The sequence below is a fragment of the Lujinxingia litoralis genome (assembly GCF_003260125.1).
GTDB lineage: Bacteria > Myxococcota_A > Bradymonadia > Bradymonadales > Bradymonadaceae > Lujinxingia > Lujinxingia litoralis.
This window is the reverse complement of record NZ_QHKO01000010.1, coordinates 85,937-112,226: the sequence shown is the minus strand read 5'-3', so window position 1 is coordinate 112,226 and position 26,290 is coordinate 85,937. Positions and strand designations below refer to the sequence as shown.

At 64.1% G+C, this 26,290-nt stretch carries 24 protein-coding genes; 13 read left to right on the top strand and 11 right to left on the bottom strand.

Going from position 1 to position 26,290, the window contains the following annotated elements; all coding sequences use genetic code 11:
- Nucleotides 1–10: 10 nt before the first annotated feature.
- Nucleotides 11–1,402, bottom strand: coding sequence for a DUF1731 domain-containing protein (locus DL240_RS16895; RefSeq protein ID WP_111731080.1), 1,392 nt, complete (start codon nucleotides 1,400–1,402; stop codon nucleotides 11–13).
- Nucleotides 1,395–2,912: a cryptochrome/DNA photolyase family protein gene (locus tag DL240_RS16890; RefSeq protein ID WP_111731079.1), complete on the bottom strand. Its 1,518-nt coding sequence runs from the start codon at nucleotides 2,910–2,912 to the stop codon at nucleotides 1,395–1,397. Before DL240_RS16890 ends, DL240_RS16895 begins: the two co-directional genes overlap by 8 nt.
- A gap of 223 nt (nucleotides 2,913–3,135) precedes the next feature.
- On the opposite strand from DL240_RS16890, the gene DL240_RS16885 reads away from it, so the two are divergent.
- From DL240_RS16885 to DL240_RS16875, 3 genes are all read left to right on the top strand, one after another.
- Nucleotides 3,136–3,345 (top strand): dodecin, encoded by a 210-nt coding sequence (locus DL240_RS16885; protein WP_111731078.1) that lies wholly within the window; start codon nucleotides 3,136–3,138, stop codon nucleotides 3,343–3,345.
- Nucleotides 3,346–3,413: 68 nt separating this feature from the next.
- On the top strand, nucleotides 3,414–3,683 hold the full coding sequence (locus DL240_RS16880; RefSeq protein ID WP_111731077.1) for a hypothetical protein: 270 nt from the start codon (nucleotides 3,414–3,416) through the stop codon (nucleotides 3,681–3,683).
- Between the two features lie 123 nt (nucleotides 3,684–3,806).
- Nucleotides 3,807–5,858: a two-component system sensor histidine kinase NtrB gene (locus DL240_RS16875; protein ID WP_146618375.1), complete on the top strand. Its 2,052-nt coding sequence runs from the start codon at nucleotides 3,807–3,809 to the stop codon at nucleotides 5,856–5,858.
- A gap of 23 nt (nucleotides 5,859–5,881) precedes the next feature.
- On the opposite strand, the gene gloA is transcribed toward DL240_RS16875, so the two are convergent.
- Nucleotides 5,882–6,277, bottom strand: a complete 396-nt coding sequence (gene gloA / locus DL240_RS16870; RefSeq protein WP_111731075.1) for a lactoylglutathione lyase — start codon at nucleotides 6,275–6,277, stop codon at nucleotides 5,882–5,884.
- Between the two features lie 244 nt (nucleotides 6,278–6,521).
- On the opposite strand from gloA, the gene DL240_RS16865 reads away from it, so the two are divergent.
- The 3 genes from DL240_RS16865 to DL240_RS16855 are packed head-to-tail and all read left to right on the top strand — an operon-like array spanning nucleotide 6,522 to nucleotide 8,788.
- Nucleotides 6,522–7,397: an NYN domain-containing protein gene (locus DL240_RS16865; RefSeq protein WP_111731074.1), complete on the top strand. Its 876-nt coding sequence runs from the start codon at nucleotides 6,522–6,524 to the stop codon at nucleotides 7,395–7,397.
- Between the two features lie 20 nt (nucleotides 7,398–7,417).
- Nucleotides 7,418–8,212, top strand: coding sequence for a thymidylate synthase (locus tag DL240_RS16860; protein ID WP_111731073.1), 795 nt, complete (start codon nucleotides 7,418–7,420; stop codon nucleotides 8,210–8,212).
- Nucleotides 8,213–8,215: 3 nt separating this feature from the next.
- The gene (locus tag DL240_RS16855) at nucleotides 8,216–8,788 is read left to right on the top strand and encodes a dihydrofolate reductase (RefSeq protein ID WP_111731072.1); all 573 of its coding nucleotides are present in this window, start codon (nucleotides 8,216–8,218) and stop codon (nucleotides 8,786–8,788) included.
- A gap of 46 nt (nucleotides 8,789–8,834) precedes the next feature.
- Here DL240_RS16855 and DL240_RS16850 read toward each other — a convergent pair whose 3' ends face one another.
- Nucleotides 8,835–9,785 carry a CHRD domain-containing protein gene (locus DL240_RS16850; RefSeq protein WP_158542685.1) on the bottom strand — a complete coding sequence of 317 codons (951 nt, stop codon included), beginning with the start codon at nucleotides 9,783–9,785 and terminating at the stop codon, nucleotides 8,835–8,837.
- 384 nt (nucleotides 9,786–10,169) lie between these two features.
- On the opposite strand from DL240_RS16850, the gene DL240_RS16845 reads away from it, so the two are divergent.
- Genes DL240_RS16845 through DL240_RS16835 form a run of 3 tightly spaced genes read left to right on the top strand, consistent with a single transcriptional unit; the run spans nucleotide 10,170 to nucleotide 12,314 of the window.
- The gene (locus DL240_RS16845) at nucleotides 10,170–10,715 is read left to right on the top strand and encodes a cyclic nucleotide-binding domain-containing protein (protein WP_111731070.1); all 546 of its coding nucleotides are present in this window, start codon (nucleotides 10,170–10,172) and stop codon (nucleotides 10,713–10,715) included.
- A gap of 25 nt (nucleotides 10,716–10,740) precedes the next feature.
- Nucleotides 10,741–11,256: a Crp/Fnr family transcriptional regulator gene (locus tag DL240_RS16840; protein WP_111731069.1), complete on the top strand. Its 516-nt coding sequence runs from the start codon at nucleotides 10,741–10,743 to the stop codon at nucleotides 11,254–11,256.
- A gap of 47 nt (nucleotides 11,257–11,303) precedes the next feature.
- Nucleotides 11,304–12,314 carry an NAD(P)H-dependent glycerol-3-phosphate dehydrogenase gene (locus tag DL240_RS16835; protein ID WP_111731068.1) on the top strand — a complete coding sequence of 337 codons (1,011 nt, stop codon included), beginning with the start codon at nucleotides 11,304–11,306 and terminating at the stop codon, nucleotides 12,312–12,314.
- A 98-nt stretch (nucleotides 12,315–12,412) separates the two neighbouring features.
- Here the strand turns inward: DL240_RS16835 and DL240_RS16830 are convergent, their stop codons facing one another.
- A complete protein-coding gene (locus DL240_RS16830; protein ID WP_111731067.1) occupies nucleotides 12,413–14,053 on the bottom strand; it encodes a peptide chain release factor 3 in 1,641 nt (546 codons plus the stop codon).
- 120 nt (nucleotides 14,054–14,173) lie between these two features.
- On the opposite strand from DL240_RS16830, the gene DL240_RS16825 reads away from it, so the two are divergent.
- Nucleotides 14,174–15,331 (top strand): alpha/beta hydrolase, encoded by a 1,158-nt coding sequence (locus DL240_RS16825; RefSeq protein ID WP_158542683.1) that lies wholly within the window; start codon nucleotides 14,174–14,176, stop codon nucleotides 15,329–15,331.
- A gap of 57 nt (nucleotides 15,332–15,388) precedes the next feature.
- On the opposite strand, the gene DL240_RS16820 is transcribed toward DL240_RS16825, so the two are convergent.
- The 3 genes from DL240_RS16820 to DL240_RS16810 all read right to left on the bottom strand — a co-directional run bounded on the left by DL240_RS16820 (nucleotide 15,389) and on the right by DL240_RS16810 (nucleotide 19,156).
- Nucleotides 15,389–16,399: a PAT1 family protein gene (locus DL240_RS16820; RefSeq protein WP_111731065.1), complete on the bottom strand. Its 1,011-nt coding sequence runs from the start codon at nucleotides 16,397–16,399 to the stop codon at nucleotides 15,389–15,391.
- A gap of 110 nt (nucleotides 16,400–16,509) precedes the next feature.
- Entirely contained in the window at nucleotides 16,510–16,995 is a 486-nt protein-coding gene (locus DL240_RS16815; protein WP_158542681.1) for a MerC domain-containing protein, read from the bottom strand.
- Nucleotides 16,996–17,173: 178 nt separating this feature from the next.
- A complete protein-coding gene (locus DL240_RS16810) occupies nucleotides 17,174–19,156 on the bottom strand; it encodes a two-component system sensor histidine kinase NtrB (RefSeq protein WP_111731063.1) in 1,983 nt (660 codons plus the stop codon).
- 175 nt (nucleotides 19,157–19,331) lie between these two features.
- On the opposite strand from DL240_RS16810, the gene DL240_RS16805 reads away from it, so the two are divergent.
- The 3 genes from DL240_RS16805 to DL240_RS16795 are packed head-to-tail and all read left to right on the top strand — an operon-like array spanning nucleotide 19,332 to nucleotide 20,788.
- Nucleotides 19,332–20,051: a CPBP family glutamic-type intramembrane protease gene (locus DL240_RS16805; RefSeq protein ID WP_158542679.1), complete on the top strand. Its 720-nt coding sequence runs from the start codon at nucleotides 19,332–19,334 to the stop codon at nucleotides 20,049–20,051.
- Nucleotides 20,052–20,096: 45 nt separating this feature from the next.
- Nucleotides 20,097–20,318, top strand: a complete 222-nt coding sequence (locus DL240_RS16800) for a twin-arginine translocase TatA/TatE family subunit (protein ID WP_111731061.1) — start codon at nucleotides 20,097–20,099, stop codon at nucleotides 20,316–20,318.
- Between the two features lie 5 nt (nucleotides 20,319–20,323).
- Complete coding sequence (locus DL240_RS16795; protein ID WP_111731060.1) at nucleotides 20,324–20,788, top strand: hypothetical protein; 465 nt, start codon at nucleotides 20,324–20,326, stop codon at nucleotides 20,786–20,788.
- A gap of 49 nt (nucleotides 20,789–20,837) precedes the next feature.
- Here DL240_RS16795 and DL240_RS16790 read toward each other — a convergent pair whose 3' ends face one another.
- Genes DL240_RS16790 through DL240_RS16780 form a run of 3 tightly spaced genes read right to left on the bottom strand, consistent with a single transcriptional unit; the run spans nucleotide 20,838 to nucleotide 26,223 of the window.
- Nucleotides 20,838–21,137, bottom strand: coding sequence for a hypothetical protein (locus DL240_RS16790; protein WP_111731059.1), 300 nt, complete (start codon nucleotides 21,135–21,137; stop codon nucleotides 20,838–20,840).
- 20 nt (nucleotides 21,138–21,157) lie between these two features.
- On the bottom strand, nucleotides 21,158–22,210 hold the full coding sequence (gene tsaD, locus DL240_RS16785) for a tRNA (adenosine(37)-N6)-threonylcarbamoyltransferase complex transferase subunit TsaD (RefSeq protein ID WP_111731058.1): 1,053 nt from the start codon (nucleotides 22,208–22,210) through the stop codon (nucleotides 21,158–21,160).
- A 53-nt stretch (nucleotides 22,211–22,263) separates the two neighbouring features.
- Nucleotides 22,264–26,223 carry a response regulator gene (locus tag DL240_RS16780; RefSeq protein ID WP_158542677.1) on the bottom strand — a complete coding sequence of 1,320 codons (3,960 nt, stop codon included), beginning with the start codon at nucleotides 26,221–26,223 and terminating at the stop codon, nucleotides 22,264–22,266.
- Nucleotides 26,224–26,290: the final 67 nt, after the last annotated feature.

Here is a 26,290-nt window from a genome sequence, read left to right as displayed (position 1 = left end):
CCGGAGTGCGCTAGCGCGGCTGGTCCCAGCGCTGAGCCATACCGAACTTCATCTCCAGCGCCTGGTCGAGGTGGGGATAGAAAAACTCAAACCCGCTTTCCTGAAGGCGCGCGGGCTTCACTCGCCGGCTGGCCAGCAGCTCCTCCCGCAGGAGCGGGTTACCGGATAGGGCGTGGACCGCGGCGGCCGGTGCCGGCCACAGGCGCCGGCCGCCTACGATCCGGGCCATCGTCGCCATCGCCTCGCTGTGGGGGAGCGCCCGGGGCGCCACCAGGTTGATGGGGCCGCTCAGGGCGGCGCCGCGCTCATCGCCCATGAGAAAAAGAATCGCGCCCAGAACATCATCGAGATCGATCCAGCTCATGAACTGCTCGCCGCTGCCGACCCGGCGGATGCTGCCGAGTTTGAGGGCGCGGTGCAGACCGGAAAACACGCCGAAGCTCGGGTCGAGCACCTGGCCGATGCGCAGGTTCACCGTGCGTATCCCGGCGAGCTTCGCCGCCCGGGTGGCGTCCTCCCGGGCCTGGCGCCGTCTGGATTCAGGCCGCTCTCCGAGCTCCGATTCCTCGTGGATCTCCCGGGTCCGCTGGTCGCCGTAGATGTGAATGCTGCTGGCGCAGAGGAACACCTCGGGAGGGTGGTTCAGCCGGGCCAGGGCTGTGGCCAGGTGCGCGGTGCTCTCGGCATAGTCCGCGTCGCTGTGCCCTGGCGTTCGCTCCCCGAGGGAAGGCTCCCCGGCCAGGTGCACCACCGCGTCGAGCCCTTCGAGCTTCGATAACTCTGTCGCGTTGGTAGGCTCCGACCAGGTGACCTCGCCGGGGTGCGAGGCTCGCTCATGCACCAGCCTTAAGAGCTGATGACCGCCGGTGCTTAAAAAGGCCTCCAGAGCTCTGCCGACCGGCCCCGAAGTGCCGCTGATCGCGATCTTGAGGCGCCTGGCGGAGAGGGCTTTGTGGCGGCGCAGATCGTCCCCGGTCCGCCGGTGCCGAAACGCGAACATCGCCTCAAGCATACGCTCGGTCACGCGCCCTCCCAGGAGCTCGCCGACTCGGCCCAGGGGCAGGGCGTAGTCCACCTCGTCGACGAGCAGGCTCTGATCGTCGTGAAGTTCTTCGAAGCGGTGCGTATGACGCCAGCGCCTAAAGGGCCCGCGCACCTGCTCGTCGACAAATTGATGCCCCCGGATGTGGTCGAGATGCCGGGCTTCCCAGATCCACCCCACGGGGCCTTTCTGAAGACGCATGATCAGGCGGCCCCCCTCCTCAATGCCGCCTTCTTTTTCGAGCACCTCGATCTGTTCCCAGGGCGGCACCAGGCGCTCAAAGGCCCCCTCTCGGGCATGCCATTCATAGAGCGTTTGACGGCTCACCGGGTAGCCGCTGCGGCGAGTGAATTCAGGCATCCTCGACCTCAGCGGCCCAGCGTTGGATGTAGCCTTCGACGCGCATCTTGCGCCGGGTGCTCTCGGAGGTCATGTAGCGGATCTTGCCAAATACCTCGCGCTCCGGCCCCCAGGCGCGATCGTAGCGGCCCAGCACCCAGAAGATCCCGCTGTAGGAGTTGGGATCGCGTCCGTCCAGCGCGTACTTGTTGTTGAGCTCGATCATGATCGCCAGCGCCTCCTCTGGCGAGGCACTCCAGTGGAGGATCTTTTTGCCCCAGAGCATGCGCAGGTAGTTATGCATCACCCCCCGGTGCACCAGCTCCATCTGTGCGGCGTTCCAGAGCTCGTCGTGGGTGTGCCCGGCTTCAAACTCGCCGAGTGAATAGAGGTGCTCGCGGGGATCGTCGGCGTGCTCAGCCAGGGTTTGCTGTGCCCACGCCGGGAGACTCTCGTAGCGGTCGTAGTCCCCGGGGGCCATGGTGCAAAAGTTGAACCCGACCTCCCTCCAGGTGAGCACTTCGTCGAGGAAGCTCTCCGCCCCGGGGCTCATCGACCAGAACCCCTCCCGCTTGGAGGCGTTTTTGGCCTGAATATCCTCCGGACTCCAGCCCTCGCGCCGGGTGAGTTCGCCAAAGATCTGATGCGCGCTGATGTGCCCGAAGTGCAGGTAGGGAGAGAGCCCGCTGGCCGCACCATCTTCGATGGCGTTGCGATCCTTATGATAGCGATCGAGGCGCCAGTTCAAAAAGGTCTGCAGATGCTGCTCGGCCTGCCGCCAGCCTCCTTTTAACTCGTCGACCGGGGGGACGCTGTGATCGATGGGCAACTCGGCCAGCGCCTCGCGCTCGGCGTTGAGCAGCGCGCTACTGGCCCGGGGCCAGCGCTCGGTGATGTGTGCGGGAAGCTGCGCCGGGGGAAGCTCCACCCCGTCAAAAGGAGCGGCCCGGGGGGCGTCATGCACCCAGGACTGCACGCTCCGGTGTAAGAAGCGTCGAAAGTCATAGGCTCGCGCAAAGAGCTTGTTGGCCAGGCGAATGGGCACCACGCCGTTGCTGTCGACGACCTCCAGGCGCACGTCCAGGCGCCGGGCGACGGCCCGCTGCATCCGAGGCAGGAAAAAGGCCGGAAAGTCGTCGCTGACGATCACCGCCGCGCGCGCTCCCAGGGCCTCGAGCAGGCCGCTCCCGGGAACATCTTCGCGCTCCACAAAGGGATAGTAGGTGAGCGGCGCTTTCTCGAACGCCTCGTGTTGCGCGGCCATCCCCTGGAGCACAAAGGCATGAAATCGGTCGCTGGCCCAGGGATAGCCATGGCGCAGTGGCTCCAGAACGATCAGGGGCTTGCCCAGGGTCTGCGCCCAGAATAGCGCCCGGTCCAGGGCGAAGTTCCAGCTCGGGCGGCGATGGGCCACCATCCAGTAGAGGACGTACTCCCCCGACGGGTTCCAGCTCGCGCTGTTAAGGGCGCGTACCCGGATGGCGGGAGCGCCTCCCTGGGGAGCGTCGGTTTTTGAAGAGCCCTGCGACATTACTTACCTCGATCAGATACGTGTGAAGAACCTCCCCCGGGAATGGGTTTGTCGGGGAGCGCCGGGAAGTGTCGCCACCCTGCTCAAAGGTCAAGTGGTTGATCGTCGCTGGCTTTCGTTTTTCAGGTGTGCAGGTTCTCCGCGGCGAAGGGATGCCCGCCGGGGGCCCCCTGAAATGGATGGGATGAAGACCGGTCCGTGCGCCGGTTCAAGGAGGAAGGATATGAGCGACCACGTGTACAAAGTGATCAAACTCGTCGGATCCTCGCCAGATGGGATTGAGGCCGCCGTCGATAATGCCCTGGCCCGTGCCGGAGACTCTGTGCGCAACATACGCTGGTTTGAGATCAAGGAGACGCGTGGTCATGTCGACCAGGGCAAAGTGGCCCATTATCAGGTGATGATCGAGGTGGGCTTTACGCTCGACGGATGACCCGAATCTTCGGTAGATCCGGCGAGCAAGTCAGGCCTGTGGAGAAGTTCGCCAGGGAGGAGGAGCGGATGTCGGATCAGTACAGCAACCGCCATAAAAAACGCGTGATTCAGGAGGGCGTGCGCGCCCTGAAAAACAAGCCCGGCTGGGATGTCTCCAGCTTCGTGCCGGCCAGTGCGCGGGCGCAGGAACGTCTGATGGAGCTCGACCAGCAGGCCCGCGATCAGAAGGTTTACGCCCAGTCCGAGCGCTGCCAGGGCTGCGAGACGCTTCGTGAGCAATCGGGCGATGCGAGCGCCCTCTGTGAGACGCATCTGGCTGAGGCCATGGGGTTCTAGCACGCTGAGCTCGTTGGCCAGCGGGGGGGGGAGGCCTGATCACGCTCGTCAGGGGGAGGGAATGTGTCGGGGGATGCTCGGGTAGAAGATTCAGCCAGCAGCCGCTGGAGTCGGTCCTGCCGCGTGGCACTGTTTATGGCGGTGATCCTGCTCTGCGCATTGCCCGGGCTCCTGGCCCTGGTTGGCATCGATCTCTCCGCGCGCGGGATCGACGAAGCCATGATCGAGGCGCTGGACGCCGACGCCTATCCCGAGCATCTGGGGGTGCAGCGCCTGATGTTCGGGGCCACCCTCTACACGCTCCTGGAATGGACGGTGGTTTGTCTTTCGCTGGCCACCGCGGCGCTGGCCGTGGCTCGCGCCCGTCAGCACCCCGATGTTGTTGCGGCCATGATCGCCTCGGTCGCGCTGTGGTCGGCGTTTATTTCGGGGCTGCACCTGATGGCCTTTCAGGGCTTTTTTTTCCAGGTCGCCAATCCGGTGGCATTTCTGCTCTACACCTGGGCCATCGCGCAGACCTTCACCGGGGCGCTCTTTGTGATTGCCAGCCTGTGGGCGGGGATGGTCCGCAGGAGGGGGCTACGCTCGACGCGGGCCCGACGGAGCCTGGCGTTGGTGGGGGTGACGCTTCTCTTTGGAGTGTTGGCCTGTGTGAGCGTGTGGCTTACGGCCCGTGCCACCGTCCTGCCGCTGGAGCTCTCCCCGGAAGGCGTCTTCTCGCGACCGCTGGACCTCCCGGCGTTGATCCTATTTGCGCTCCTACTGCTGGTGATCTTTCCGGTGATCGATCGCGTTTATCGGAGCGTGTTTTCCTTTGCGCTCTGGTTGAGCGCGATTGCACTGACCGCCAGTCAGATGTACGCGGCGCTGGCCTCGGCGGCGCTCTTTGACGCCGGGTTCATGGCTTCGTTGCTGACCAAGGCCGGTGGGTTCACGATCATCTTTCTGGGGCTTGTCTGGCACTACCGTCAGCTCTGTGATCAGGAGATTGAGCTGCGCGAGCGCATGGCCGGAGGGGAGCTGCGGGTGCACATGCTGATCAACAACGCTCCCGAGGGCATCGTGACCTTCGGGCCCGAGGCGATCATCAGCGGCTGGAACCCGCGGGCCACCGAGCTCTTCGGATGCTCACGCCAGGAGGCGCTGGGGCGCTCGCTCTTTGAATGCCTGGAGGTGGCCGCCGACCTTGAGCCCTCAGAGTTCTCTGAGTGCCTGGAGCGTCTGCTGGCAGCCGACGCCGACGAGGAGGAGCGCTGCACGCGTATCTACCAGGTGCGCTCTCGCGATCCCGACGCCGATCCCTGGATCCCGGTGGAGTTTACGCTGGTCGGTGCCGACGCCGACCCCCAGCCGATCTATGCCCTGCTGGCCCGTGACATCTCGGAGAGCCAGGCGATGCAGCAGCGCCTGGCTCAGATCGATCGCCTGGCGGCGGTGGGCACCCTGGCCGCCGGGGTGGCCCACGAGATCAATAACCCCCTGGCGTACATCCGCAGCAATGTGGCCTTCGCCCGGGAATCGGTCGAAGAGCTGCCGGAGTCGCTCCGGTCTCACATCCTGACCGACGCTGACAATGAGCACGTGGAGCTCTTTGAGCTTTTAGACGAGATGCAGAGCTCGCTGCAGGCGGCCGAATCCGGGTGTGAGCGTGTCGCTCATATCGTCAGCGACATGCTCGCCATTGCCCATCGCTCCGAGGAGCCGCTGGAGGAGCCGGTAGAGCCGGCCGAAGCCATTGACGCGGCGTTGCGTCTGACCCGGGCTCAGTTGAGCCCGGGGACGACCCTCTCCACCGATCTGCAACCCACTCCCCGGGTGGTCGCCGACCCCTCGCGTCTGACCCAGATTGTGGTGAATCTGGTAGTCAACGCGCTGCATGCGGTGGAAGAGCTTCCCGAGGAGCGGCGTCAGATCACGCTGCGACTCTTTCCGCGCCGCGACCGGGTGATCCTCGAAGTCGAAGATCGGGGGCCCGGTGTGCCCGACGATCTTCGCGAGCGCGTCTTTGATCCCTTTTTCACCACGAAGCCCGTGGGGAAGGGGACCGGGCTGGGGCTCTCGCTCTCCCGCTCGATCGCTCATGAGCTCAAGGGCGAACTGCGCCTGTGTCCCTCGGAGCAGGGCGCTCGCTTTCAGCTCGCGCTGCCCGCGGTCCGGCCCTCGTCCCGAGGGTAAGCCCGCGGGCAGCGCGCCGGGCGTCAGTTCCCCTGGGTGCCCAGCTCAATCAGCTCCACCTTGTATCCGTCGGGGTCCTCGACGAAGGCGATCACGGTGGAGCCATGCTTCATCGGACCGGGCTCCCGTACCACTTTGCCGCCGGCCGCCGCGATGTCTTCGCAGGCCTTGTAGATATCGTCCACGCCCAGCGCGATATGCCCGTAGGCATCGCCCAGATCGTAGCTCTCTTTATCCCAGTTATAAGTCAGCTCCAGAGCCGGGTGGGTCGCCTCCGGACCGTAGCCCAGAAACGCCAGCGTGAACTTGCCATCAGGGAAGTCCTTGCGACGCAAGAGCTCCATGCCCAGCACCTGGGTGTAGAAGGTGATCGAGCGCTCCAGATCACCCACGCGCAGCATCGTGTGCAGAAATCTCATCCAAACACTCCTGTTTTTTTAGGGGCAAAGATCCCGTGGTGTGCTCCGGCTCAGGACTCAGTTCCCGGCGCCGGCGTGCCCGAACCCTAAGCTCCCCCCTGCCTTTGGGCAAGGCTCCTGCGGGCGGCGGCGCGCCACCGTCTGGTTGGTTGCGCGCCGCCGCTATCATCCGCTACCTTGCGAGCGCAGCTCGCGCTTTTTAGAGCCCTTTTGCCGAATCAAATTTCCCCAAGGATCATCCTTTATGGACGCACCAAATATCGCGATCTTCGCCGACTTTGAGAACGTCGTTATCGGCGCCAAAGACGCGAAGTACAACGACTTCGACATCCACCTGGTCCTCCAGCGCCTGCTCGACAAGGGCAACATCGTGGTCAAAAAGGCCTACGCGGACTGGGACCGCTACAAGTCGTCCAAGAAGCCGATGCACGAGTCGGCCTTTGAACTCATCGAAATTCCTCACGTCAGCTACTCGGGCAAAAACTCCGCCGACATCCGCATGGTCGTCGACGCCCTGGACCTCTGCTACACCAAGAGCCACGTCGACCTCTTTGTGATCATCAGCGGAGACTCGGACTTCTCGCCGCTGGTGAGTAAGTTGCGGGAAAATAACAAGAAAGTGATCGGTGTGGGAGTCAAGAACTCCTCCTCGGATCTCTTGATCGAGAACTGCGACGAGTACATCTTCTACGACGATCTGGTGCGCGATAAGCGCAAGTCAAAGAAGGCCGAGAAGAACAAGGGCCGCGACCGCCAGAGCTCCCGGCCGCGCCAGCCTGCCAGCAGTCCGGCCAGCAGCCCCGCCGAGGCCCCGGCGCCCCCTGCTCCTGTGAAAGAGGATCAGCACACCAAGGCCGATGAGGTCGGCTCCAAGGAAGAGGCACTCGACCTGGTGCTGGACACCACCGAGTCCCTCTTCCGAGAGCGCGACGAGAACATCTGGGGCTCGATGGTCAAACAGACGATCAAGCGCAAGAAGCCGCACTTCTCCGAAACCTTTTACGGCTATCGCAACTTCAGCGATCTGCTCGAAGATGCCGAAAAACGCGGACTTCTGGAGCTGAAAAAAGACGAGAAGTCGGGCGGCTATATCATCCTGGGCTTTGGCCCTCAGGCCTGATTTCTGCGCGAGTCAACACCATGCAAGCCTATCTCGACCTGATGGCCCACGTGCTGGAACACGGCACCGTGCGCGATGATCGCACCGGTACGGGTACTCAAGGCATCTTCGGCCACCAGATGCGCTTCGACCTCTCCCGGGGCTTTCCGGCGGTCACGACCAAGAAGCTGCACTTTCGCTCAATCATCCACGAACTGCTGTGGTTTCTGCGCGGCGACTCCAACATCGCGTACCTGAAAGAGAATAAGGTGCGCATCTGGGATGAATGGGCCGACGCGGAGGGCAACCTGGGGCCGGTCTACGGCGTGCAGTGGCGCTCCTGGCCCACCCCTGGCGGGGAACATATCGATCAGATCGCTCGCCTCATTGAGCAGCTGCGCACCCGACCGCATTCGCGCCGACATATTGTCAGCGCCTGGAACGTGGCCGAGGTGGAGTCGATGGCGCTGCCGCCCTGTCACACGCTTTTTCAGTTCTATGTGGCCGAGGGCAAGCTCAGCTGCCAGCTCTACCAGCGCAGTGCCGATATCTTTCTGGGACTGCCCTTTAACATCGCCTCCTACGCGCTCTTGACGGCGATGGTCGCGCAGGTCGTGGGACTTGAGCCGGGCGATTTTGTGCACACCCTTGGAGACGCGCACCTCTACCTCAACCACCTGGAGCAGGCCCGGTTGCAGCTCTCCCGTGAGCCCCGGCCGCTGCCCAGGCTCTGGCTCAACCCCGAGGTCCGCGACATCGACGCGTTCACCTACGACGACATCCGCATCGAGGGGTATGAGTCGCACCCGAAGATCGCGGCTCCGATCGCGGTCTGAATCATGGACATCGTCCTCATCGCCGCCCTCGACGAGGGAATGGCCATCGGCGGCCAGAACGACCTCCTCTGGAGGCTCCCCGATGACTTTCGTCACTTTAAGCGGCGCACGCTGGGCCGCCCGGTGATCATGGGGCGCAAGACCTTTGAATCGCTGGGAGCCCCGCTCAAAGATCGCCCCAACCTGGTGCTCTCCCGCCACGAGGACTTTCGCGCGCCGGGGGCCCGGGTTTTTGGCGATTTGGACGCCGCGCTCACCTATGCCCGGGAGGAGCTGGGGGCCGAGGAGGCGATGATCGGCGGGGGCGCCACGCTCTATGAGCAGACCCTGCCGATGGCCGATCGCCTCATTCTCACCCTGGTGCACGGGCGGCATCCGGGGGACACCTTCTTTCCGAGCTTTGACAGCCGGGAGTGGGAGGTGGTTCGCACGGAGTTTCATCCGGCCGATGCTCGCCATGCCCTGGCTTTTACCATCGTGGAGCTGGTGCCCCTTAGCCCGGCGCCCCGGGCGATGATGCCGGTGAGAATCCCGGGCGCCGAGCTGCCCGAGAGCCTCAAAAAAGCCCGGCCCTGATGTTCAGGGCCGGGCTTTTGAGGCACACGATGCACAAGTGGCGAGCTTAGAAGGGAGGCTCTTCGGTGGTGGGATCGCGATTGTCCAACACGTCGTCCCAGATCTCTTCGAAGAAGTTGCGATCATCGTGGTTGATGTCGGCGCGGACCTCACCATCCTGATGATTCTCGGTGGTCACGTTGATGTAGAAGTTTCCGGACTTCATGCTCGAGACCTCCGACTGGCTCAGCGTCGCGGTGTACCAGAAGCGCACGCTGTTGGCGTCGATCATCTCGTAGTCCATGTTAAAGAGCACCGGGCCCGTGCTTTGGTCATCATCGGTGTCGTGAATGTTGGCCGCGCTGCCGCTGATCTCGACCAGTGCGCTGGAGAGATCGTCGACCACCCCGCTGACCACCAGTGTGTCATCGCGGCGTAGCACCGCCCAGGCCCAGCCCGCGGCGTCGCTGTCCACGGTATGAGGCTCGGCGTCGGTGTCCAGAATCAGACCCCAGGAATCATCGATGCCCGAGACATCCGGGGCCGATTCGTTGAGCTGCGCCCGCAGCTCGCCATCGGGGTAGGCTTCGGAGTGCACGGTGATGTAGTAGCGTCCGGCCCGGAAGGCCTGAACCTGGGCCTCGCTCAGATCGATGTTCTGAGAGAAGTTGGCCCCGCGATCGTCGTCATCGACTTCCAGATCAAAGGTAAAGAGGCTGCGCCCGCTTTCCTGATCGGTGTCTTCTCGCAGGTGAACCGCGCTGGCACCGTCGGCACGCAGATCGGCGACCAGGTCGCGGAAGTCACCCTCAACGCGCAGGGTGTTGTTATCGGTCAGGCGCACATCGATCGTGCCCCGGCCGGTCGACGCGACCGGCGGCTCCATGAAGTCGCCGGCCAACGCGCTGGAGTAGCTCTGAGTGACGTCATCAAAAGGATCGGACTCGGTGCCACAGCCCCACTGCAGGGCGGCGATCGGACCGAGGAGAAGAACGCTCAACCATCGCATCGTTCTCATAGTACTGCTCCTTGGGTTGGTGCGGCTTCGCCGGCTCCCGGGGGCTTTTTCTCCCGGTGCCATCTACCAGCCGATGATCAACATCGTCCTCCGATCGCCACGGCGGGCCTGGAGGGGGGGACGTTGAGATGCGAATAGTGTGAATTTCGACATGTCTCTAAGATGGTCAAACCCGATGCTGGTCGCCGGCAGGGGGGCCGGGGGCCGGCTTGTGGCTCGCCCGCTGAGCGGTTGCACCCCGACCGGAGCACCGATACACTTTCGGGCGCATCCGGCGGATGCGCCCGCTTCTAACGGCCTGATGCCAGGCGCCGCCGGCGTACTTTCCTCGCAAATGGTTGCGCACCTGTTGCGCCTGTATTCTGCCCTCTGATTGAGTCCCCTATGAGCTCAACCCCTGCTGGCGAATCCCCTCTGGAGAGCTCGGTTTTCACATCACTGGAGCTTTTCCAGCACCTGAGCGCCGAGGAACTCGCCAGGGTGAAAGAAGCCTGCACCACCGAGGCCACCGAGGTCGGCGACCTGCTCTTTGAGCAGGGGGATGACTCCGATGCTCTCTACATCGTGTGTTCCGGCCAGCTGGAAGTTTCCGCCGTCTCGCCAGTGGGAGAGAAGGTGGTCCTGGCCACGTTGGAGCAGGGAACAGTGGTCGGAGAGATGTCGCTTATCGAAGGCGGACCACGTTCGGCCACTGTGGGGGTGGTGCGTGCGGGCCAGGTGCTTAAGCTGCGGCGCACCTCGTTTGAGGCCCTGCGTCAGGCCGGGAGTTTGGCCGCCTATAAGATCATCCTGGAGCTGGCGCGCACGGTGGGAGAGCGCCGCCGCCGGACCGACGAGCGGGTTCAAGAGCTCTTTGAGGATCCGGATCGCCATATTGACGCCTTCGAGAGCCAACTTCACGAGATGCTCGGTCGCCTTCGCAAGGCCTGAGCCACCGCAACGCAGGACGCTGCCCATGAGCATGGATCGCCACCGCCTGGCGCGCGAGGTGCTGCGCGAGCGCCCCTTCTTCAACGCGCTCACTGGCGCGGAGTTTGACCGCCTGATCAACGCCTGTGACCTGCGCACTCTGGCACCCCGCGAGATGCTCTGGGCGGTCGGGCGTCAGGGCCAGTCCTGTTATATTCTTGTCTCGGGACGCGTGGAGCAGGCGCTGACGCGCCCGCCCTCGGGGCGCAAGGTCGAGCAGATCGCTCGCCCCGGTGCCTTTTTGGCGCTGGCCTATCTGGCCCGGCCCTGGCACCACCACAGCTCGGCGATGGCCCTGGAGCGCAGCGTGGTCTTGAAGCTGGACCGCGAGCGTTTTGAGGCGATGTTCCAGGCCGGCGACACCGTGGCGCTGCGCCTGGTTGATGCGCTGGCCGAGAACCTGGTTCAGGAGATGCGCGATGCCAACGAGCGCCTCCACGAGGTGTTTGGCCATCCGGCCGAAACCCTGCGGATGTTGCGCCGTCGTACACGCAACGCCTGAATGAACGTTTTGCTATTTAATCACGTACGCGATGTGTGGAGATGCTCATGAAGATCGGTGTGATCGGAGGTGGTTCCTGGGGGACGGCGCTGGCCAAACTTCTGGCGGATCAGGGCCACGAGGTCCTGATGTGGGTGCATGAGCCGGACCTGGTGACGTCCATCAACCAGAGCCGGGAGAACACCACCTATCTGGCCGGTCATCGGCTGCCCGAAACTCTGCGGGCGACCCATGATATGAAGGAAGCGGTGAGCGATCGGGAGATGATCGTCTCGGTGCCTCCCAGCCACGTGCTCCGCGAGGTCATGGGGCAGGCGGCTCCCTACCTGCCTGATGGCATTCCGATTGTCAGCGCGACCAAGGGGATTGAGAACGACTCCTTGATGCTCGTCAGCGAGATCCTCGAAGATGTGCTCGCCCCGCGCTTCCACCCCTTTTTGTGCTACCTCTCCGGGCCGAGCTTCGCCAAAGAGGTCGCCGCGCAGAAGCCCACCGCGGTGACCATCGCGTCGTACAATCACCGTCTGGCGGTGAAGGTTCAGCAGGTGTTCAGCACCACGTATTTTCGGGCGTACACGTCCAACGATGTGGTGGGCGTGGAGATCGGCGGGGCGCTTAAAAACGTGATCGCGATTGCCTCCGGCGCGGTCAGCGGGATGGAGCTGGGCTTGAACGCCTCGGCCGGCATGATCACGCGTGGTCTCAACGAGATCACGCGTCTGGGCGTGCGGATGGGGGCCAACCCGCTCACGCTCACCGGGCTGGCGGGGATGGGCGACCTGGTGCTCACCTGTACCGGCGGCTTAAGCCGCAATCGCACTGTGGGTTATAAGCTGGGGCAGGGCATGACCATCGACGCGATCTTGAGTGAGATGAACATGGTCGCCGAGGGCATCAAAACCTCGCGGAGCGTGCATAATCTGGCCGAGAAGATCGGGGTGGAGATGCCGATCAGCGAGCAGGTCTACCAGGTGATCTACGAGGGGAAAGACACCCGTCAGGCGGTCACCGACCTGATGTCGCGTCCGCTCAAAGCCGAACTCGGCGGCTGGATGTGAAGTGTTGCTAAGCTTATGAAATATAAAGAAAAAGGACGCCCCGAAGGGGCGTCCTTTTTTGTGTCGCGTGGCTCAACCTGTTTCGGCCGCGAGCGGGATCAGATCGCCGAGCCGTGGAGTTCCTCCAGGCCCGGGGTGCCCGGCGGGTTGGGCAGGTAGCGCAGCCCCGGGTACTGCTGGCTGCAGTAGTTGAGCGCCCAGTCGTTGCGGAAGAGCACGATGGGGAGATCGTCACGGTCGCGCAGGACCTTGGTGTAGTCGGCGCGGTTAAACGCGTCTTCGTCAAAGCCCTCGCCATCGACCCAGCGGGCGTGCTTGAAGTTGAGCGGGCGAAGGCGGACTTTGACTTTGTACTCGTTTTCCAGGCGGTGCTGCAGGACTTCGAACTGCAGGATACCGACGGCTCCGACGACCGCGTCGAGGTCTCCCAGGTGCGGCTGGCGGAAGACCTGAATGGTGCCTTCCTCAGAGAGCTGGTCGAGGCCTTTGGTGAGCTGCTTGCGCTTGAGGGCCTCTTTGATTTCGACGACCGCGAAATGCTCCGGGCTAAAACGGGGGATCTCGGTCTCCTCGACGGGCTCGCCGGTGAAGAGGGTGTCGCCGATGCGGAAGTGCCCCGGGTCGTAGAGGCCGATGATGTCGCCGGCAAACGCGCGCTGAGCGACGTCGCGATCCGAGGCCATGAAGGTCTGGGGGTAGGCCAGCTTCAGCTGACGGTTGTCGCGCTTGAGCGTGGCCTGCATGTCTTTTTCGAACACGCCGGAAGTGATGCGCATGAAGGCCAGGCGGTCGCGGTGGGCCGGGTTCATGTTGGCCTGGATCTTAAAGACAAAGCCGGAGAACTCGGGGCGCGTGGGGTTGATCTCGGCGCGATCCCGGGCCTCGGCCGGCGAGGGGGCCATCTCGACGAAAGCTTTCAGGAAAGGCCCCACGCCGAAGTTCGTCATCGCCGAGCCAAAGAACATCGGGGTGAGCTCACCGGCGCGCACGCGCTCCAGATCGAAGGGGTCGCCGGCGATGTCCAGGAGCTCAATGTCGTCGAGGAGCTTGAGGTAGCGATCGGTCCCCAAAAGCTGTTCGGCTCTGGGGTCGTCGAGATCCACGGTGACCTCCTCGACGATCGATTCCCCGTGAGTACCTTGGGAGTCGAAGACGATGATCTTGTCGTTAAGACGATCGTAGACGCCCTTGAACTCCTTGCCGTCGCCAATGGGCCAGTTGATGGGGCAGGAGCGGATGCCCAGGATGTCTTCGATTTCCTCCATCAACTCCAGGGGCGGCCGACCGTAGCGGTCCATCTTGTTCACAAAGGTGAAGATGGGGAGTTTACGCATCGCGCAGACTTTGAAGAGCTTGATGGTCTGCGGCTCGACGCCTTTGGCGACGTCCATGAGCATCACGGCGCTGTCGGCCGCAGCCAGCGTGCGATAGGTATCTTCGCTGAAGTCGGCGTGGCCGGGGGTGTCGAGCAGGTTGATGGCGTAGTCACCGTAGGGGAACTGCAGGACCGAGGAGGTGATGGAGATGCCGCGCTGCTGCTCCAGCTCCATCCAGTCACTGACCGCGTGTTTGGCGGCGCGTCGGCTTTTGACGCTGCCGGCCAGGTGGATGGCGCCCCCGTAGAGCAGGAGCTTCTCGGTCATGGTGGTCTTACCGGCATCGGGGTGCGAGATGATCGCGAAGGTGCGCCGGCGTTGGACCTCCTGGGCAATCTTTTTCGAGGAGAGGTCGGTGCTCATAAGTGGGTCGCTTTTTTGGAAGACGTCTCAAAGGGGAGCAATTTTCATTGGCCCCGGGCGCGCGCAGAATAATGCGGGCGTGCGGGGCTTACAAGCGTAGCGGGCGCAAGGGGGATCAGGGTGAGGGAGCAACCGGGGTATCAGGGCGTAGTCAAGGGATGGATTCGGGTGGTGGCGGGGCTCTGTGTGGGGCTGTGGGCGTGGACGCTGGTGGGCTGTGAGGCCAGCAGTGATCCGGTGCCACTGGCCGATACCGGGGAGACCGGTCCCGAGGAGGTGGCCGGGGAGTTCTGCGAGCTCTACGATGTGGACGGGCCCTATGAGGTGGGGGTGCGTACGCTGCGCATCGACGAGACGCATCGGATGCAGGTGTATTACCCGGCGGTCGAGGGCAGCCCGCTGGAGCAGGCGGCCGTGGATGTGCGCGAGCAGATGCCGGAGGCGCTTGGTGAGGCGCTCTTCGACGGGCAGTGGCGTTGGATGATTGAGGCTCGCCACGACGCACAGGTTCATGAGAATGGAGGCTTCGGGGTGGTGCTCTTCAGCCACGGTCCGGGAGGATTTGCCGGGCAGTCGGCGGATGTGCTGGTGAAGATGGCCAGCCACGGGCTGGTGGTGGCGGCACCGGAGCAGCGGGAGTGGGGACTCTATCAGGTGTTGGCGAAGGGGGCGCCGGCCGGAGACGAGGCTCTGGAGACCCTGCGGCGGGCGCGCCAGGCGTTGGAGGAAGATGAGGCGCTTGGCGAGGTGATTGAGAGTGATCAGGTCGTGGTGGTCGGGCACTCTGCGGGGGCGCGGGCGGCCGCCGAGATGCTTCATGACTCGGGGGTGCGTGGCGCGGTGTTCTGGAACTCGTCCACGGTGGTGGCGGTGGAGGATCGGTCGGTGATGTGGATTGTCGGGGAGGCCGATCTGCTGGCGACGCCGGCCCGGGTGCGTAGCCGACGGGATATGAGTGTGACGCGGGGACGTCTGGTGGAAGTGGGAGGCATGGGGCATCTGAGCAGCACGCGGGTCTGCGAGGTGGCCGGGGGCCCCCATGCGCTGGTGGCACGTCTGGTTGATGAAGGCGTGGAGGTGCCCCCGATCGTGGCGCTGACCCTGACCCGGAGTTGTGAGGCTGCCACGCTGAGCCGGGGGAGGGCTCAGGAGGTGGTGGCACATTACACCACGGCGCAGGCGCTGGAGGCGATGGGGCGAAGTCTGCCTGCGGAGGCTCTGGGGCCCGACTCCGCAGAGTGTTTTGGTGATGTCGTGCTGGCGTTCGAGCCAGAGTAGCCCGGCGTTGGTGGGATGGTGCCGAGGCGCTGGCGAGGATCGCTGGCTTTTCGGGGGTTAACCCAGCCGAATCTCGTCGGTGCGATCGGGATCGGCGTCGGCCGCGCTGAGGAGGCCAAGTTTGACCAGCACCTGATCGACCTGTTGGGGGCGCATAAAGGCCATGATCCCGAAAGTCAGCGCACAGATGAGCGCGAGGATGTGCATCTCGCGCGTGCCCTCGGAGATGGTCCAGCCCTGGAGGCGCGCATTGAACGCGCCGAGCACAAATCCGAGCAGGCCTCCGGTGAGGGTGGCTGAGATCGAATAGATCACACGTTGGCGCGAGTCGGCGCTGGCATCAGAGAATCCCAGCCCGGGAAGTTCAATGTTGCGTCCGGCGATCGTGAACGTCTTTTTCCCGGGAGCTCGTACTGCCTGGAGCGGCCCGGTAAATCCCTGCTGGAGATGGGCGGCGTTGTGCTGCCCGGTGAATCCCTGTTGAAGTTGAGCGGCGTTGTGTTGCCCTGTGGCAAAGCCCTGCCCCTGCTGGAGATGGGCGGCGTTGTGCTGCCCGGTGAATCCCTGCTGGAGATGGGCGGCGTTGTGCTGCCCGGTGAATCCCTGCTGAAGGTGAGCGGCGTTGTGTTGCCCTGTGGCGAAGCCCTGCCCCTGCTGAAGGTGAGCGGCGTTGTGTTGCCCTGTGGCGAAGCCCTGCCCCTGCTGGAGATGGGCGGCGTTGTGCTGCCCTGTGGCGAAGCCCTGTCCCTGCTGGAGATGGGCGGCGTTGTGCTGCCCTGTGGCGAAGCCCTGTGGCTGCTGCTGTTGGACCGCGTGATGTTGTCCGGTCAAGCGTTGTGCAGGGATGGAGACGCCTGGAGGAAAGGTGTCGTCCGGGTCATGTTCAGACGCGTTTATGCCGCGCGGTGGCGGGGTGGGATCGTCGGCGTGCACCATCACGGTGGAGAGGCGATCCTGGCTGGCGTGCGCAGGAAGATCGCCGCCGATGTTGAGTCGGGGCCTGGCCGCGGGTTGCGGGGAGGTCTGAGGGTACGTGGGCTGGCGCGGACGGCCGTTGTCCGAGGACATAGCGGTGGGGCTCCGGTGCGGGGTAAGGGGCCGGATGCGGGCACGGCTCTTACCTTAGCGCGTCGGTGGCAAGCTCACAAATCGAAGCGAGTGCAGGGAGGGGGGCTGGCTTACTCGGAGCAGCAGGAGCCGTCGGCTTGGCTGCATCCCTCGGCGCGGACCAGGCGCTGGTTTGCTACGTGTGTGCCCACGAGAATGACCGATCCGAGCATGGTCAGACCGATCTCGGCGGCCTGACCATGGACAAGATGGTGTAGCACATCGTGCATAAAACCGGTCGCGATCAGCAGTGAGACGCCGGCAACCGCTCCGGCGACGATGCGAAGATCGCGGTGAATCCTGAACCCCGGCCAGAAAGCCAGCAGCGCGACGGCCAGGAGTAGGACGACCATGACCTGGTGGATGATGGCGTCGCCGAGGAAGCCAAATGCGGCCAGGGTGCCGGCCAGCGCAGGCGTGAGCGCGCAATGAATGATGCAGGCTACCGAGCCGATAATCCCCAGGCGATCCCAGATCGGCGCCGGTGTCGGCGCATGGTCATGCGGCGCGCTCGACGCGTCGGTGTTCAGGGTGCTGATGGCCGGGGTGGATTTCAAAACACGACTCCAGATGCTGGGAGGCCGGTCGACGTGACCGGTCATTCAAAGGTGGGTTAGCGCAACTGATATGCATTTGTCAAATCAGCGACATGGGTTGAACAGGGTGGCGGGGCGAACATTTCCGGAGCATCGCATTTTTGTGGGGAGGGTAGCACGTCGATGCCCGGGCGTTGGTTTAGGTCTCGGGGGCCCGGGGCAGGGATACGCGAAAGGTGGTGCCCTTGTCTGGGGTCGAGTCTACCGTGAGTTCTCCGTCAAAGGATTCGACGATCTGGCGGCTCAGGGAGAGACCGAGTCCGCTGCCCTCGCCGGAGGGTTTGGTGGTGAAGAAGGGTTCGAAGATCTTATCTTGAAGTTCTTCGGGGATGCCCGGGCCATTGTCGCTGATCTCGATCACCACTTTATCGTCGAGTTCGAGCAGGTGGACATCGATGCGGTTTTCATGGCGAGGATTCTCGGCCAGGGCGTAGGCGGCGTTGGTGAGCAGGTTGATAAAGACCTGGGTAAGGCGAGTTTCGTCCGCGAGTACGGGGGAAGTGTCGGCGAGTGTTTGGTGGAGGGAGGCGGTGCGCTGAATGACCTGACGGGTCATGCGCAGGGCCAGCTCGAGCGCATCGGTAACTTCGACGGCGTGTCGGGGTTGTTCCTGGAAGCCGGAGAGTAAGCGCAGGTCATCGACGATGCGACGGATACGCTCGGCGCCCTGCTCGGCGGCCTCCAGGCTCTGCTGAAGTTCGTGGTCATCTTCGGCTTCGTTGGCCAGGGTGAGATTCGCGATCAGGTAGGTCAGGGGATTGTTGATCTCATGGCCCACCCCGGCGGCCATAGTGCCGATGGTGATCATGCGGTCCATCTGGGTCATACGCAGCTGCATTTGTTTTTGAGCGGAGAGATCTCGGGCAAAGAGCGTGTAGACGGGATGGTCTTGAGGGCCTGTGGCTGCCAGGGAGAGTTCGGTGTGGATCTCGTCGCCTTCCTGGGAGAGGAGCACGATGTCGAAGGGGCCGATGAGCGCGTAACGTTCACGATCGAGGCCGGGTCGGTCGGAGGTTACACGTTCGAGTTGTTCGGAGAAGTAGGGGCGATGGGCCCGAGGGATGAGCAGCTGGATGAAGTGGCGTCCGATCGCATCGGCGGGGCGCCAGCCAAAGAGGTGGGTGGCGGCGGGGTTCCACAGTTCGATGACGCCGTCGGCGTTGAAGGCGATGATGGCCTCGGCGGCGCCTTCAAACATGGTTCGGATGCGAGCTTCGCGTTCGCGGATGGTGTGAAGCAGGCGTTGTTCCTGGCTGGTGGAGCGTACGTAGTCCCAGATCAGTCCGCCGAAGACCACCGCTGCGGTCAGGGCGTTCAGGCCGTAGGCCACGTTGAACGAAGGGTCGAAGATACGGGAGGAGCCGGTGAGCAGATAGAGTTGTGCGGCGACCAGGGGGACCAGGCTCAGCCACAGAGCCAGCGAGAAGTGGCTGCGGTAGCGACGGTGGACCAGGGGAAAGATCCAGACCACGCAGGCCAGCAGCAGTACCAGCGCCGGGAAGTCCCAGGGGCGTTTGATCAGGGCGTCGGGGTAGGTGGTCTGAGGGAGGGTGAGGATGGCCGAGAGCCAGAGGAGGGTCAGGGCCAGCGCGCCGAAGAGCGCGAACACGCCCAGAATGAAGCTCGGGCGGACCAGCGCGAGCTGGCGTCGGGGCCATAAGAGCAGTGCGCCGGCTCCGGTGAGCAAGAGGGCGTTAAGCAGGCGCGTGATCGTCCAGGTGAAGGGGAGGTAGTTTTCGATGTCGCGCACCTTGTAGAGCGCGCCTTCCACGCTTAAGGCCTGGGTCACCGCGACCAATCCCAGCCAGAAGAGCGCGATGCTGATCACCGAGGTCAGTGCGGAGCGTCGTACCAGGAAATGTGCCAGGCTGAGTGTGGCCGAGCTCAACGCCAGGGTGCCACCGAGTAGGAGCAGGGTGCTATGGGTAAAGGCCCCGGAGAGCTCGGAGCCGGCCTGGCCCATCGGGGTATTGACTGTGGGCATCGGCAGGGTGAGCTGCCAGCCCAGGAGCATGGCCAGGGCCGGAAGTACGCACAGGAGGATGATCAGGGCAAAGAGTGCAGCGACCCGCCAGGGTGGCGTGTTTCGCTGGGCGATCGGCGGGTAGGGTTGAACCGTCAATAGGGGCTCCGGCGGTAGAGTCAGAGCGGCGCTGACGCCGACGCGCCATCGCGTTAAGATGGGGGGGCGGCCTTCGGTGACGAGCTCCTCCTCTCTGGAACCTACGCACCCGATCGGGCTCGACCTAAGCCGGCGTCCCCCGGCGTTACATTCTCGTACGGACCACGGAGTGGCGATGAACCTGAGCGCCTATCACCATCAGAGCCGCGACACCTGGCATAGCCTGGTGTTGGTGATGCCGCTCTTTGTCATCTATCAGCTGGGCGTGCTGTGGAGCGGCGGGGTTCGCAACGGGGTCGATTTTATGACCGACACCCTGTGGTGGGCCGCAGGCGGGGAGCTTTCGACGTATCTGGCGATTCATCTGGGGGCGCTGGTGGTGATGGCGCTCGCCGTGTGGGTGCTGCGCAAGAAACGTCGGCTGCAGTTGCGTGTGTGGCCGGCGGTGGTGGCGGAGAGTGCAGTGTATGCTCTGTTTTTCGGGGCGGCGGTGGTGGGGATTATGGATGCGTTGGGGCTGAGCGCGCTGCTCTCGATCGGGCTGGCACTGGGGCCGGAAGCCTCGGTGTTTCAGAATCTGGTGTTAAGTATTGGCGCCGGACTCTACGAGGAGCTGGTCTTTCGGTTGTTGCTTATGGGGGGGCTGCTGTGGGTGGGGCGACGCGCGCTGGGGTGGCCTGGGTGGTGGGCGGCGCTGTGGGCGGTGGTGATCTCGAGCGTGATCTTTAGCGCGGTGCATCATCTGGGGCCGCTGGGCGATGCGTTTGAGCTGGGGGTGTTTATGTATCGGGTGATCGCCGGGGCCTTGTTGGCGTTGATCTTCTATTTGCGCGGGTTTGCGGTGGCAGTGTACACCCATGCGCTCTACGACGTGCTGGTGCTGGTCATTCTCTGACTGGGCAGGGCGCACGGCTTGAATCGTCCCACTGGAGACGCTTGAATGATGCTCAACGCCTCGGAACTTTTGGTGGTGCTGGCGATCATCTTTGTGGTGGTCGGCCTGCAGAAGCTGCCTCAGATCAGTCGGGCGGTTGCGCGCGCTCGTCTGGGGTTTCAGAAGGGGCTGGCCGAGGATGTGGTCGAGGTCAGTGTGCCCGATGAGAACGGCGCGGAAGATGTTTCGGCCGAAGCCCGGACGGAGTCCGAGCAGACCAGGGAGTAGCAGTGATGATTCTGGCAGAAGTGAGCACGGGTGGGTTTACCTGGACGCCGATGACCTTTTACGGGGCCGCGGCGGTGGTGCAGCTGATTGTGATCTTGTTGAGCTTTCGTTTTACGCAGCTCAATCCGGATTACAACACCTTTGCCGGGGCCTTGCTGGTGGCGGTACCGGTGAATGTGCTGGCGTATTTTACCCGGGATATCGGTCTGGTCGGCGTGCTGTTGACCGGGGCGACGCTCTTCGGGCTGCTGGCGGCGATTGCGCGGGCCGATATGTTTCGGGCCGGTGTGGCCTGGGTGTTGTGTCTGACGGCGTACTGGGGGATGGCGGCCTACATCGTGCCGCAGGCCGACGGCCTGAGCCTCCAGCAGGTTGGCGGGTTGCCTCAGGTGCTGGTGGAGGGCGGACTGGAGGCCGAGCCTTTCACGGAGAGCGATATCGATACGCTCTCCCGTGGCGAGCGCGAGTAAGGCGCTGAAGCGCGTGTACCGGGGGGCCACGCCGGGACAGGGGTTGAGTTCAGGCCTGGTGCGCGGTGATGGTGGCGTCGATATCCCTTTTCAGGGTTTCGAAGTCGACGTTCTCCTCGAAGATGACGATCAGAAAATAGTGATGGCCGTGGCGTTTGATGTAGACGCATTCACGGCTCCGGGGCTGGTTCAGGTTGGTGAGGACGGTGGCCTCATCGGCGCCGGAGCGCATGGCATGGGCCTGGCCGCGGGTCGCCAGTGGGGTGCCCTTTTCGTCGATGAGCATCAGGGCTTTGACCCGGTCGTGACGAATCAGGGCGTCGAGGAGTTGGGGGGATTGAGCGGTCACACAGGACTCCAGTCGTGGCGTTAGCGATGCGTGCGGGCGGGGGCGCGTTCGGTCTGTCCCAGGGGCATGTTGGATTGAGCACGGATCGCATGGCCCACAAAGTGGGTTGAGCCTTCCTGGCGCAGGTAATGCTCGGCGATCGGGCCGAGCATTGCGGCGTTATCGGTGCATAAGGTGGGGGGAGCGACAAAGAGCTCGACGTTTTGGGCGTTGCAGTCTTGCGCGGCGCGCGTGCGCAGTCGGCTGTTGCAGGCCACGCCGCCGGAGAGGACCAGGCGGGTGAGGTTGTGGGCCTTGCAGGCGGTCAGGGCTTTCATCAGGAGGACGTCGACGATCGCTTCCTGAAATGAGGCGCAGAGGTCGCTTAAGGCTTGTCCTTCGGGGATGCCGTGTGCGTCGAGATGCTGGGCGACAGCGGTTTTCAGGCCCGAGAAGGAGAAGTCCAGATTTTTCCGGGTCCACATGGGGCGAGGGAAGTCGAGGGCTTTGGGGTTGCCGGTGCTGGCGAGGCGATCGATGGCCACGCCGCCCGGGTAGGGCTGACCGAGCATTTTGGCGACTTTGTCGAAGGCTTCCCCGGCGGCGTCGTCGCGGGTGCGGCCCAAAAGTTCGTAGTCGCCGAGCCCGCGGACCACGTAGAGATCGGTGTGACCGCCACTGACGATGAGCCCCAGGTAGGGGAAGGTCGGGTTTTGGACCCGGTCGCCCTCCAGAAGCACGGCGGTGAGGTGGCCCTCCAGGTGGTTGAGCCCCACGCAGGGTTTGTCCAACGCGAAGGCCAGGGCGCGGGCGGTTTCAATGCCGACCAGGAGGCTGCCGACCAGGCCGGGTCCGGCGGTTACGCCGATGCCCTCGACGTCCTGGAGAGTGAGTCCGGCGGTGTCGAGGGCTTCGTTGAGCACCTGATGAATGTCGCGGATGTGGTTGCGGCTGGCCAATTCCGGGACCACCCCGCCGTAGCGTCGGTGGATCGGGATCTGGCTGGCGACGGCATTGGCCAGGATGCGCTTGCCGTCTTCGATGAGCGCGACGGAGGTTTCGTCGCAGCTCGACTCAATGGTCATCACCAACATGGATGGAGCCTGTGGAGCGCGTGCCCCTTGAGGGGCGTGGAGGAGAGTGAGTCTTAGAACTGGGCTTCGAGGATCGAGCGGACCTCGTCGGAGCGTTGTCCGGAGGGTTCGATCTCGAGGAACTTCTCGTAGGCGCCTTTGGCCTGAGCGCGGCGACCGGCGAGTTGATAGGCGGTGGCCAACTCCAGATAGAGTTCGCCACTGCGCATCCCCAGCTGTTCGGCGCGGGAGAGGTGTTCGACGGCTTCGGAGTTGTTGCCATCGTAGAGTGCGGCCTGACCGTGGAGGAAGGCAACCTGGCGGTTGCGGGGGGCGCGTTTGCTCAGGTCGCGGGCCAGGGGCAGCGCTTGATCGATGCGCTCGCGCTGCACCATGGAGCGCAGTCGCTGGATATCTTCGGCGACGGAGGTTTCGCGATCGGGAGCCGGGGCGCTCTCGGCGGCGCGAAGCTCCGGCTGGGCGATGTCGTTCTGGGAGGTCGCCGGGGTTTCTTCGGCGGGAGCTTCTTGAGCCGGGGCGCTTTCGGGGTCGGACTCCGCGGGCAGGTTTTGCTCTTCGAGAGGCGGTGCGGCGGCGTCGCTGGCGATCTGTTGGGCGGCGGCTTCGGTCGTCAGGCCTTCCTGGCGAGCGCGTGCCAGAGCCTGATCCAGATCGAGACCGGCCAGAGCCGCGGGCTCCTCGACGAGTGCGGGTTCGGGAGCGGGAGCGGGTTCTTCGGCTGGCGTCGGTTCGGATTCGGGCTCCTCGGCGCTGGCTACCGCTTCTGCGGGCTCCGGGGTATCCGGGGAGGAGGAGATGCGCATTCCGGCGATGGTGATGGCCACCAGAGCCATGACCGCCGCGAAGATCACCCACATCTTCCAGCTCTTCGAACTCTCGGGAAGCTCGTCGTCGAAGGCATTCTCGTACTCGTGAAGATGCTCGCCATCTTCAAAGAAGGAGGCCTCGGAGAGGGCTCCGCCCAGTTGAACTTTTGGGCGATCGTCGGAGGTGGGCTCGCTCTCGGAGGTGGTGAGGGACGCGGCTTTATCGGCCTGGTGCTCCTCGTCGTCGGGAGCTTCGGCCGAGGAGTCTACGGCCGGGCTTTCCTCATCGTCGGGGGCTTCGGAGTCGGCAGTTGCGCCGGTCTGTGCGCTATCTTCGTTGAGAGTATCGTCGCGCGGAGTTTCGGACGCTGTCTCATCGTCTTCGGTTGGGGCGTCATCCGTAGCCTCAGCGCCCTCTTTGAGGTCGGGCGTTTGAGGTTCCTCTTCGCCGCTCGGGGCGTCTTCGGAGGTGGCGTTCGGGGCATCTTGGGCGGAGTCGGCGGTGTCCGGATCTTGGCTGAGCGTTTCGTGGGACGAGGTCGCGTCGTGGTGCTCGGCAAGATAGTCGTCGAGGCCCGGGTCGGTATCGACCTGGGCTGAGCGTGCGGTCTCGTAGTCGTCGCTGCCCGCGGGCTCTTCGGTCGAGTCGCTTTCGTTGAGCGCGTTTTCGCTGGCAGGCTCCAGCGAGGCGTGAGCGGTGCTCGGATCGATCATCGGCGCCGGAGTAGGTTCTTCGTCGTCAAACACCGAAGCGGTGCGCAGCTCGCCGGGAGCCCGGCGTTTTTTAAGGGTGTACTCCGAGGAGACGATCTTCTGGTCGACGCTGTGGCGCGTCACCGGTGGCGCTGCCCGCTCTTCGTCGGCGGCGTCCTCGTCATTGTTCTCATCGGCGCTTTGTTGGTCGTCGCGTGCCGCGGGGCTCTCAAGGGGCTCCGGCTCGGACATCTCCGCGAGGTTGACCTCGGGAGCGAAGTCGTCGTCGGGATCGCTTTCGCTGCCGGCGTCCGGGGTATTGACGGCATCTTCGTCGGTGGGCGCGGACATCTCCGTGAGGTTGACCTCGGGAGCGAAGTCGTCGTCGGGATCGCTTTCGCTGCCGGCGTCCGGGGCTTCGACGGAGTTTTCGTCGGCCGGCTCGGACATCTCCGTGAGGTTGACCTCGGGGGATTCGTCGTCGGGATCGCTTTCGCTGCCGGCGTCCGGGGCTTCGACGGAGTTTTCGTCGGCCGGCTCGGACATCTCCGCGAGGTTGACCTCGGGGGCGAAGTCGTCGTCAGGGGCTTCGGCGGCGCTGTCGTTGCGGTTGTCCTGATCCGGGGCCCGGGATGCTTCTTCTTCGTGGGCCTTGCGGGCCTCCAGGCTGGCGCGCTTGATCTCGTCGGGGATACGAATTCTGGCGGTCTCGCGCTCGCTTCGCTCGATGCCGGTGGTGTGTGCTTTTTGGCCGACGCCCGGGAAGGTGGATTCGGGCTCATCGTCGAAAAGCCCGAAGGGCTCGTCGTCAGTCTTGAGCGGTTCCCCGAAGAGCTCGTCATCACTTAAGGGATCTTCGGCCGACGGGGTCTCCGGGGCGAAGGCGTCGTCGCCAGAGGCATTGGCGAGGTGCTCCTCACCCACCAGGGCCTGAGCGGGCGACGCGCAGGGGGTTGGGATGCGCTCGCGTCGGGGGCCCCTGGCGAGGATGTCGGCCACGTAGAGTTCGCCGGTGGCGTCGATCGGTTCGGAGGGCTCGTGCAGGCGTTCCGGAGCGGGATCTTCGGCCGGGATATCAAACTCGGCGGTGGGGACCGGCTCATTTTGCTCGGCGAGCTCGCGGGCCCGGGCTTGTTGCTCGGCCAGGTGGCGGGCTTCGGCCTCGCGGCGTCGGCGTTCCTGATCTTCAAGTTCGCGAAGGCCGCGGGCCTGGGCGTCGTCGTCGCGGGGAGCGGGTTTTTCCAACTCCGGGAGTGGCTCGGTGGGGCGTGGGTGCTCGTCTTCGGACCAGTGGAATTTCCAGTGACCACCGCCGGTGTTGGGGCGTTCGTCGGCGCTCTCCCGGGGGGCGTGGTCCTCGTCGTGGCGGGGGAGTTCTTCGGTGTCGATCTCATCGCTGGACTGGCGGGCGAAGGCCTCGACGATATCCCCGACGGCGGGCTTGCTGATGCGATCGGTGTTGTCGGAGAACTCCTCCTGGTCGGCGGGTTCCTCGGCGGGGGAGGCCGTCGGGGCGCTAAGCCAGGAGTCCAGCTGGCTGGCCTCGTCGGGACGCTCGGGCTGGCCGGCGGCCGGGATGACCTCGTGGAGGATAGCGTCGTCGACGAGCTTTACGATGATCTGGAGGGTGGTGACGTCGCCCAGGGGGCTATCGTCGATGACGTCGCGCATGCGCCGGTAGCCATCAAAGAGGCGGACGAGGCGCTCGACTTCGCCGGGCATCTCTTGGAGCAGTGCCGGGAGGCGCTGGTAGTCCGCCTCGTAGACGCGGTCCAGCGGGGGGAGTTCGCGTTGAAGTTCGTTGACGTGTTCGATGCGATGGAGGCCTTCGAGGAGCAGGGCGGCGGCGTCTTTGTGGATGTGATCGGTGCGTGTGGAGTTGTCGTGGTAGCGGACCACGAAGTCGCCCTCGGGCCAGAGCATGATGCGGTAGATGGCGTCTTCGCCCTGGAGTTTGCCACAGATGGCATCGAGGATGTTGCCCTGGCTGAAGAAGAGCGCCGCCAGGCGCGAGCCGCGGCGGATGCGTACCGAGCCGGAGCGCTGCTCTTGTTCGATGAGCTGGAGGAGATCGATCATGGTGATGTCGCGCAGGTTGCCCTGCATTTCATCGCGCATGGTGTCGCTGAGCTGCTCTTTGGCACGGCGCTGGATGAGGAGATCGGCGCGGGTGGTGATCTCTTTGATGTAGACCGGCTTGGTCAGGTAGTCGTCGGCGCCCAGCTCAAAGGAGCGCATTTTTTCGGTGATCGAGCGCTCTTCGGTGAGGAAGATAAAGGGGATGTGTTCGGTGCGAGGAGCGATTTTGAGGTCGGCGCAGAACTCCAGCCCGTCTCCGTCGGGGAGGACGGTTTCGCTGATGATCAGCGAGGGGGATTCGGTCTCAATGACCTGATGTGCCCGGGCGATGGATTCGGTCAGCACGACGCGGTAGCCGGCTTTTTTAAAGCTGACCTCTAAGACCTTTTGGGACCTGGTGTCCGCATCGACAATGAGGATGGTATCGTTCGCCACGCGAACTCCTTGACCGTACGCTAAAGGGGCTCTGGCCGGGGCCAGAGGGCTAGACGTCATGGACCGG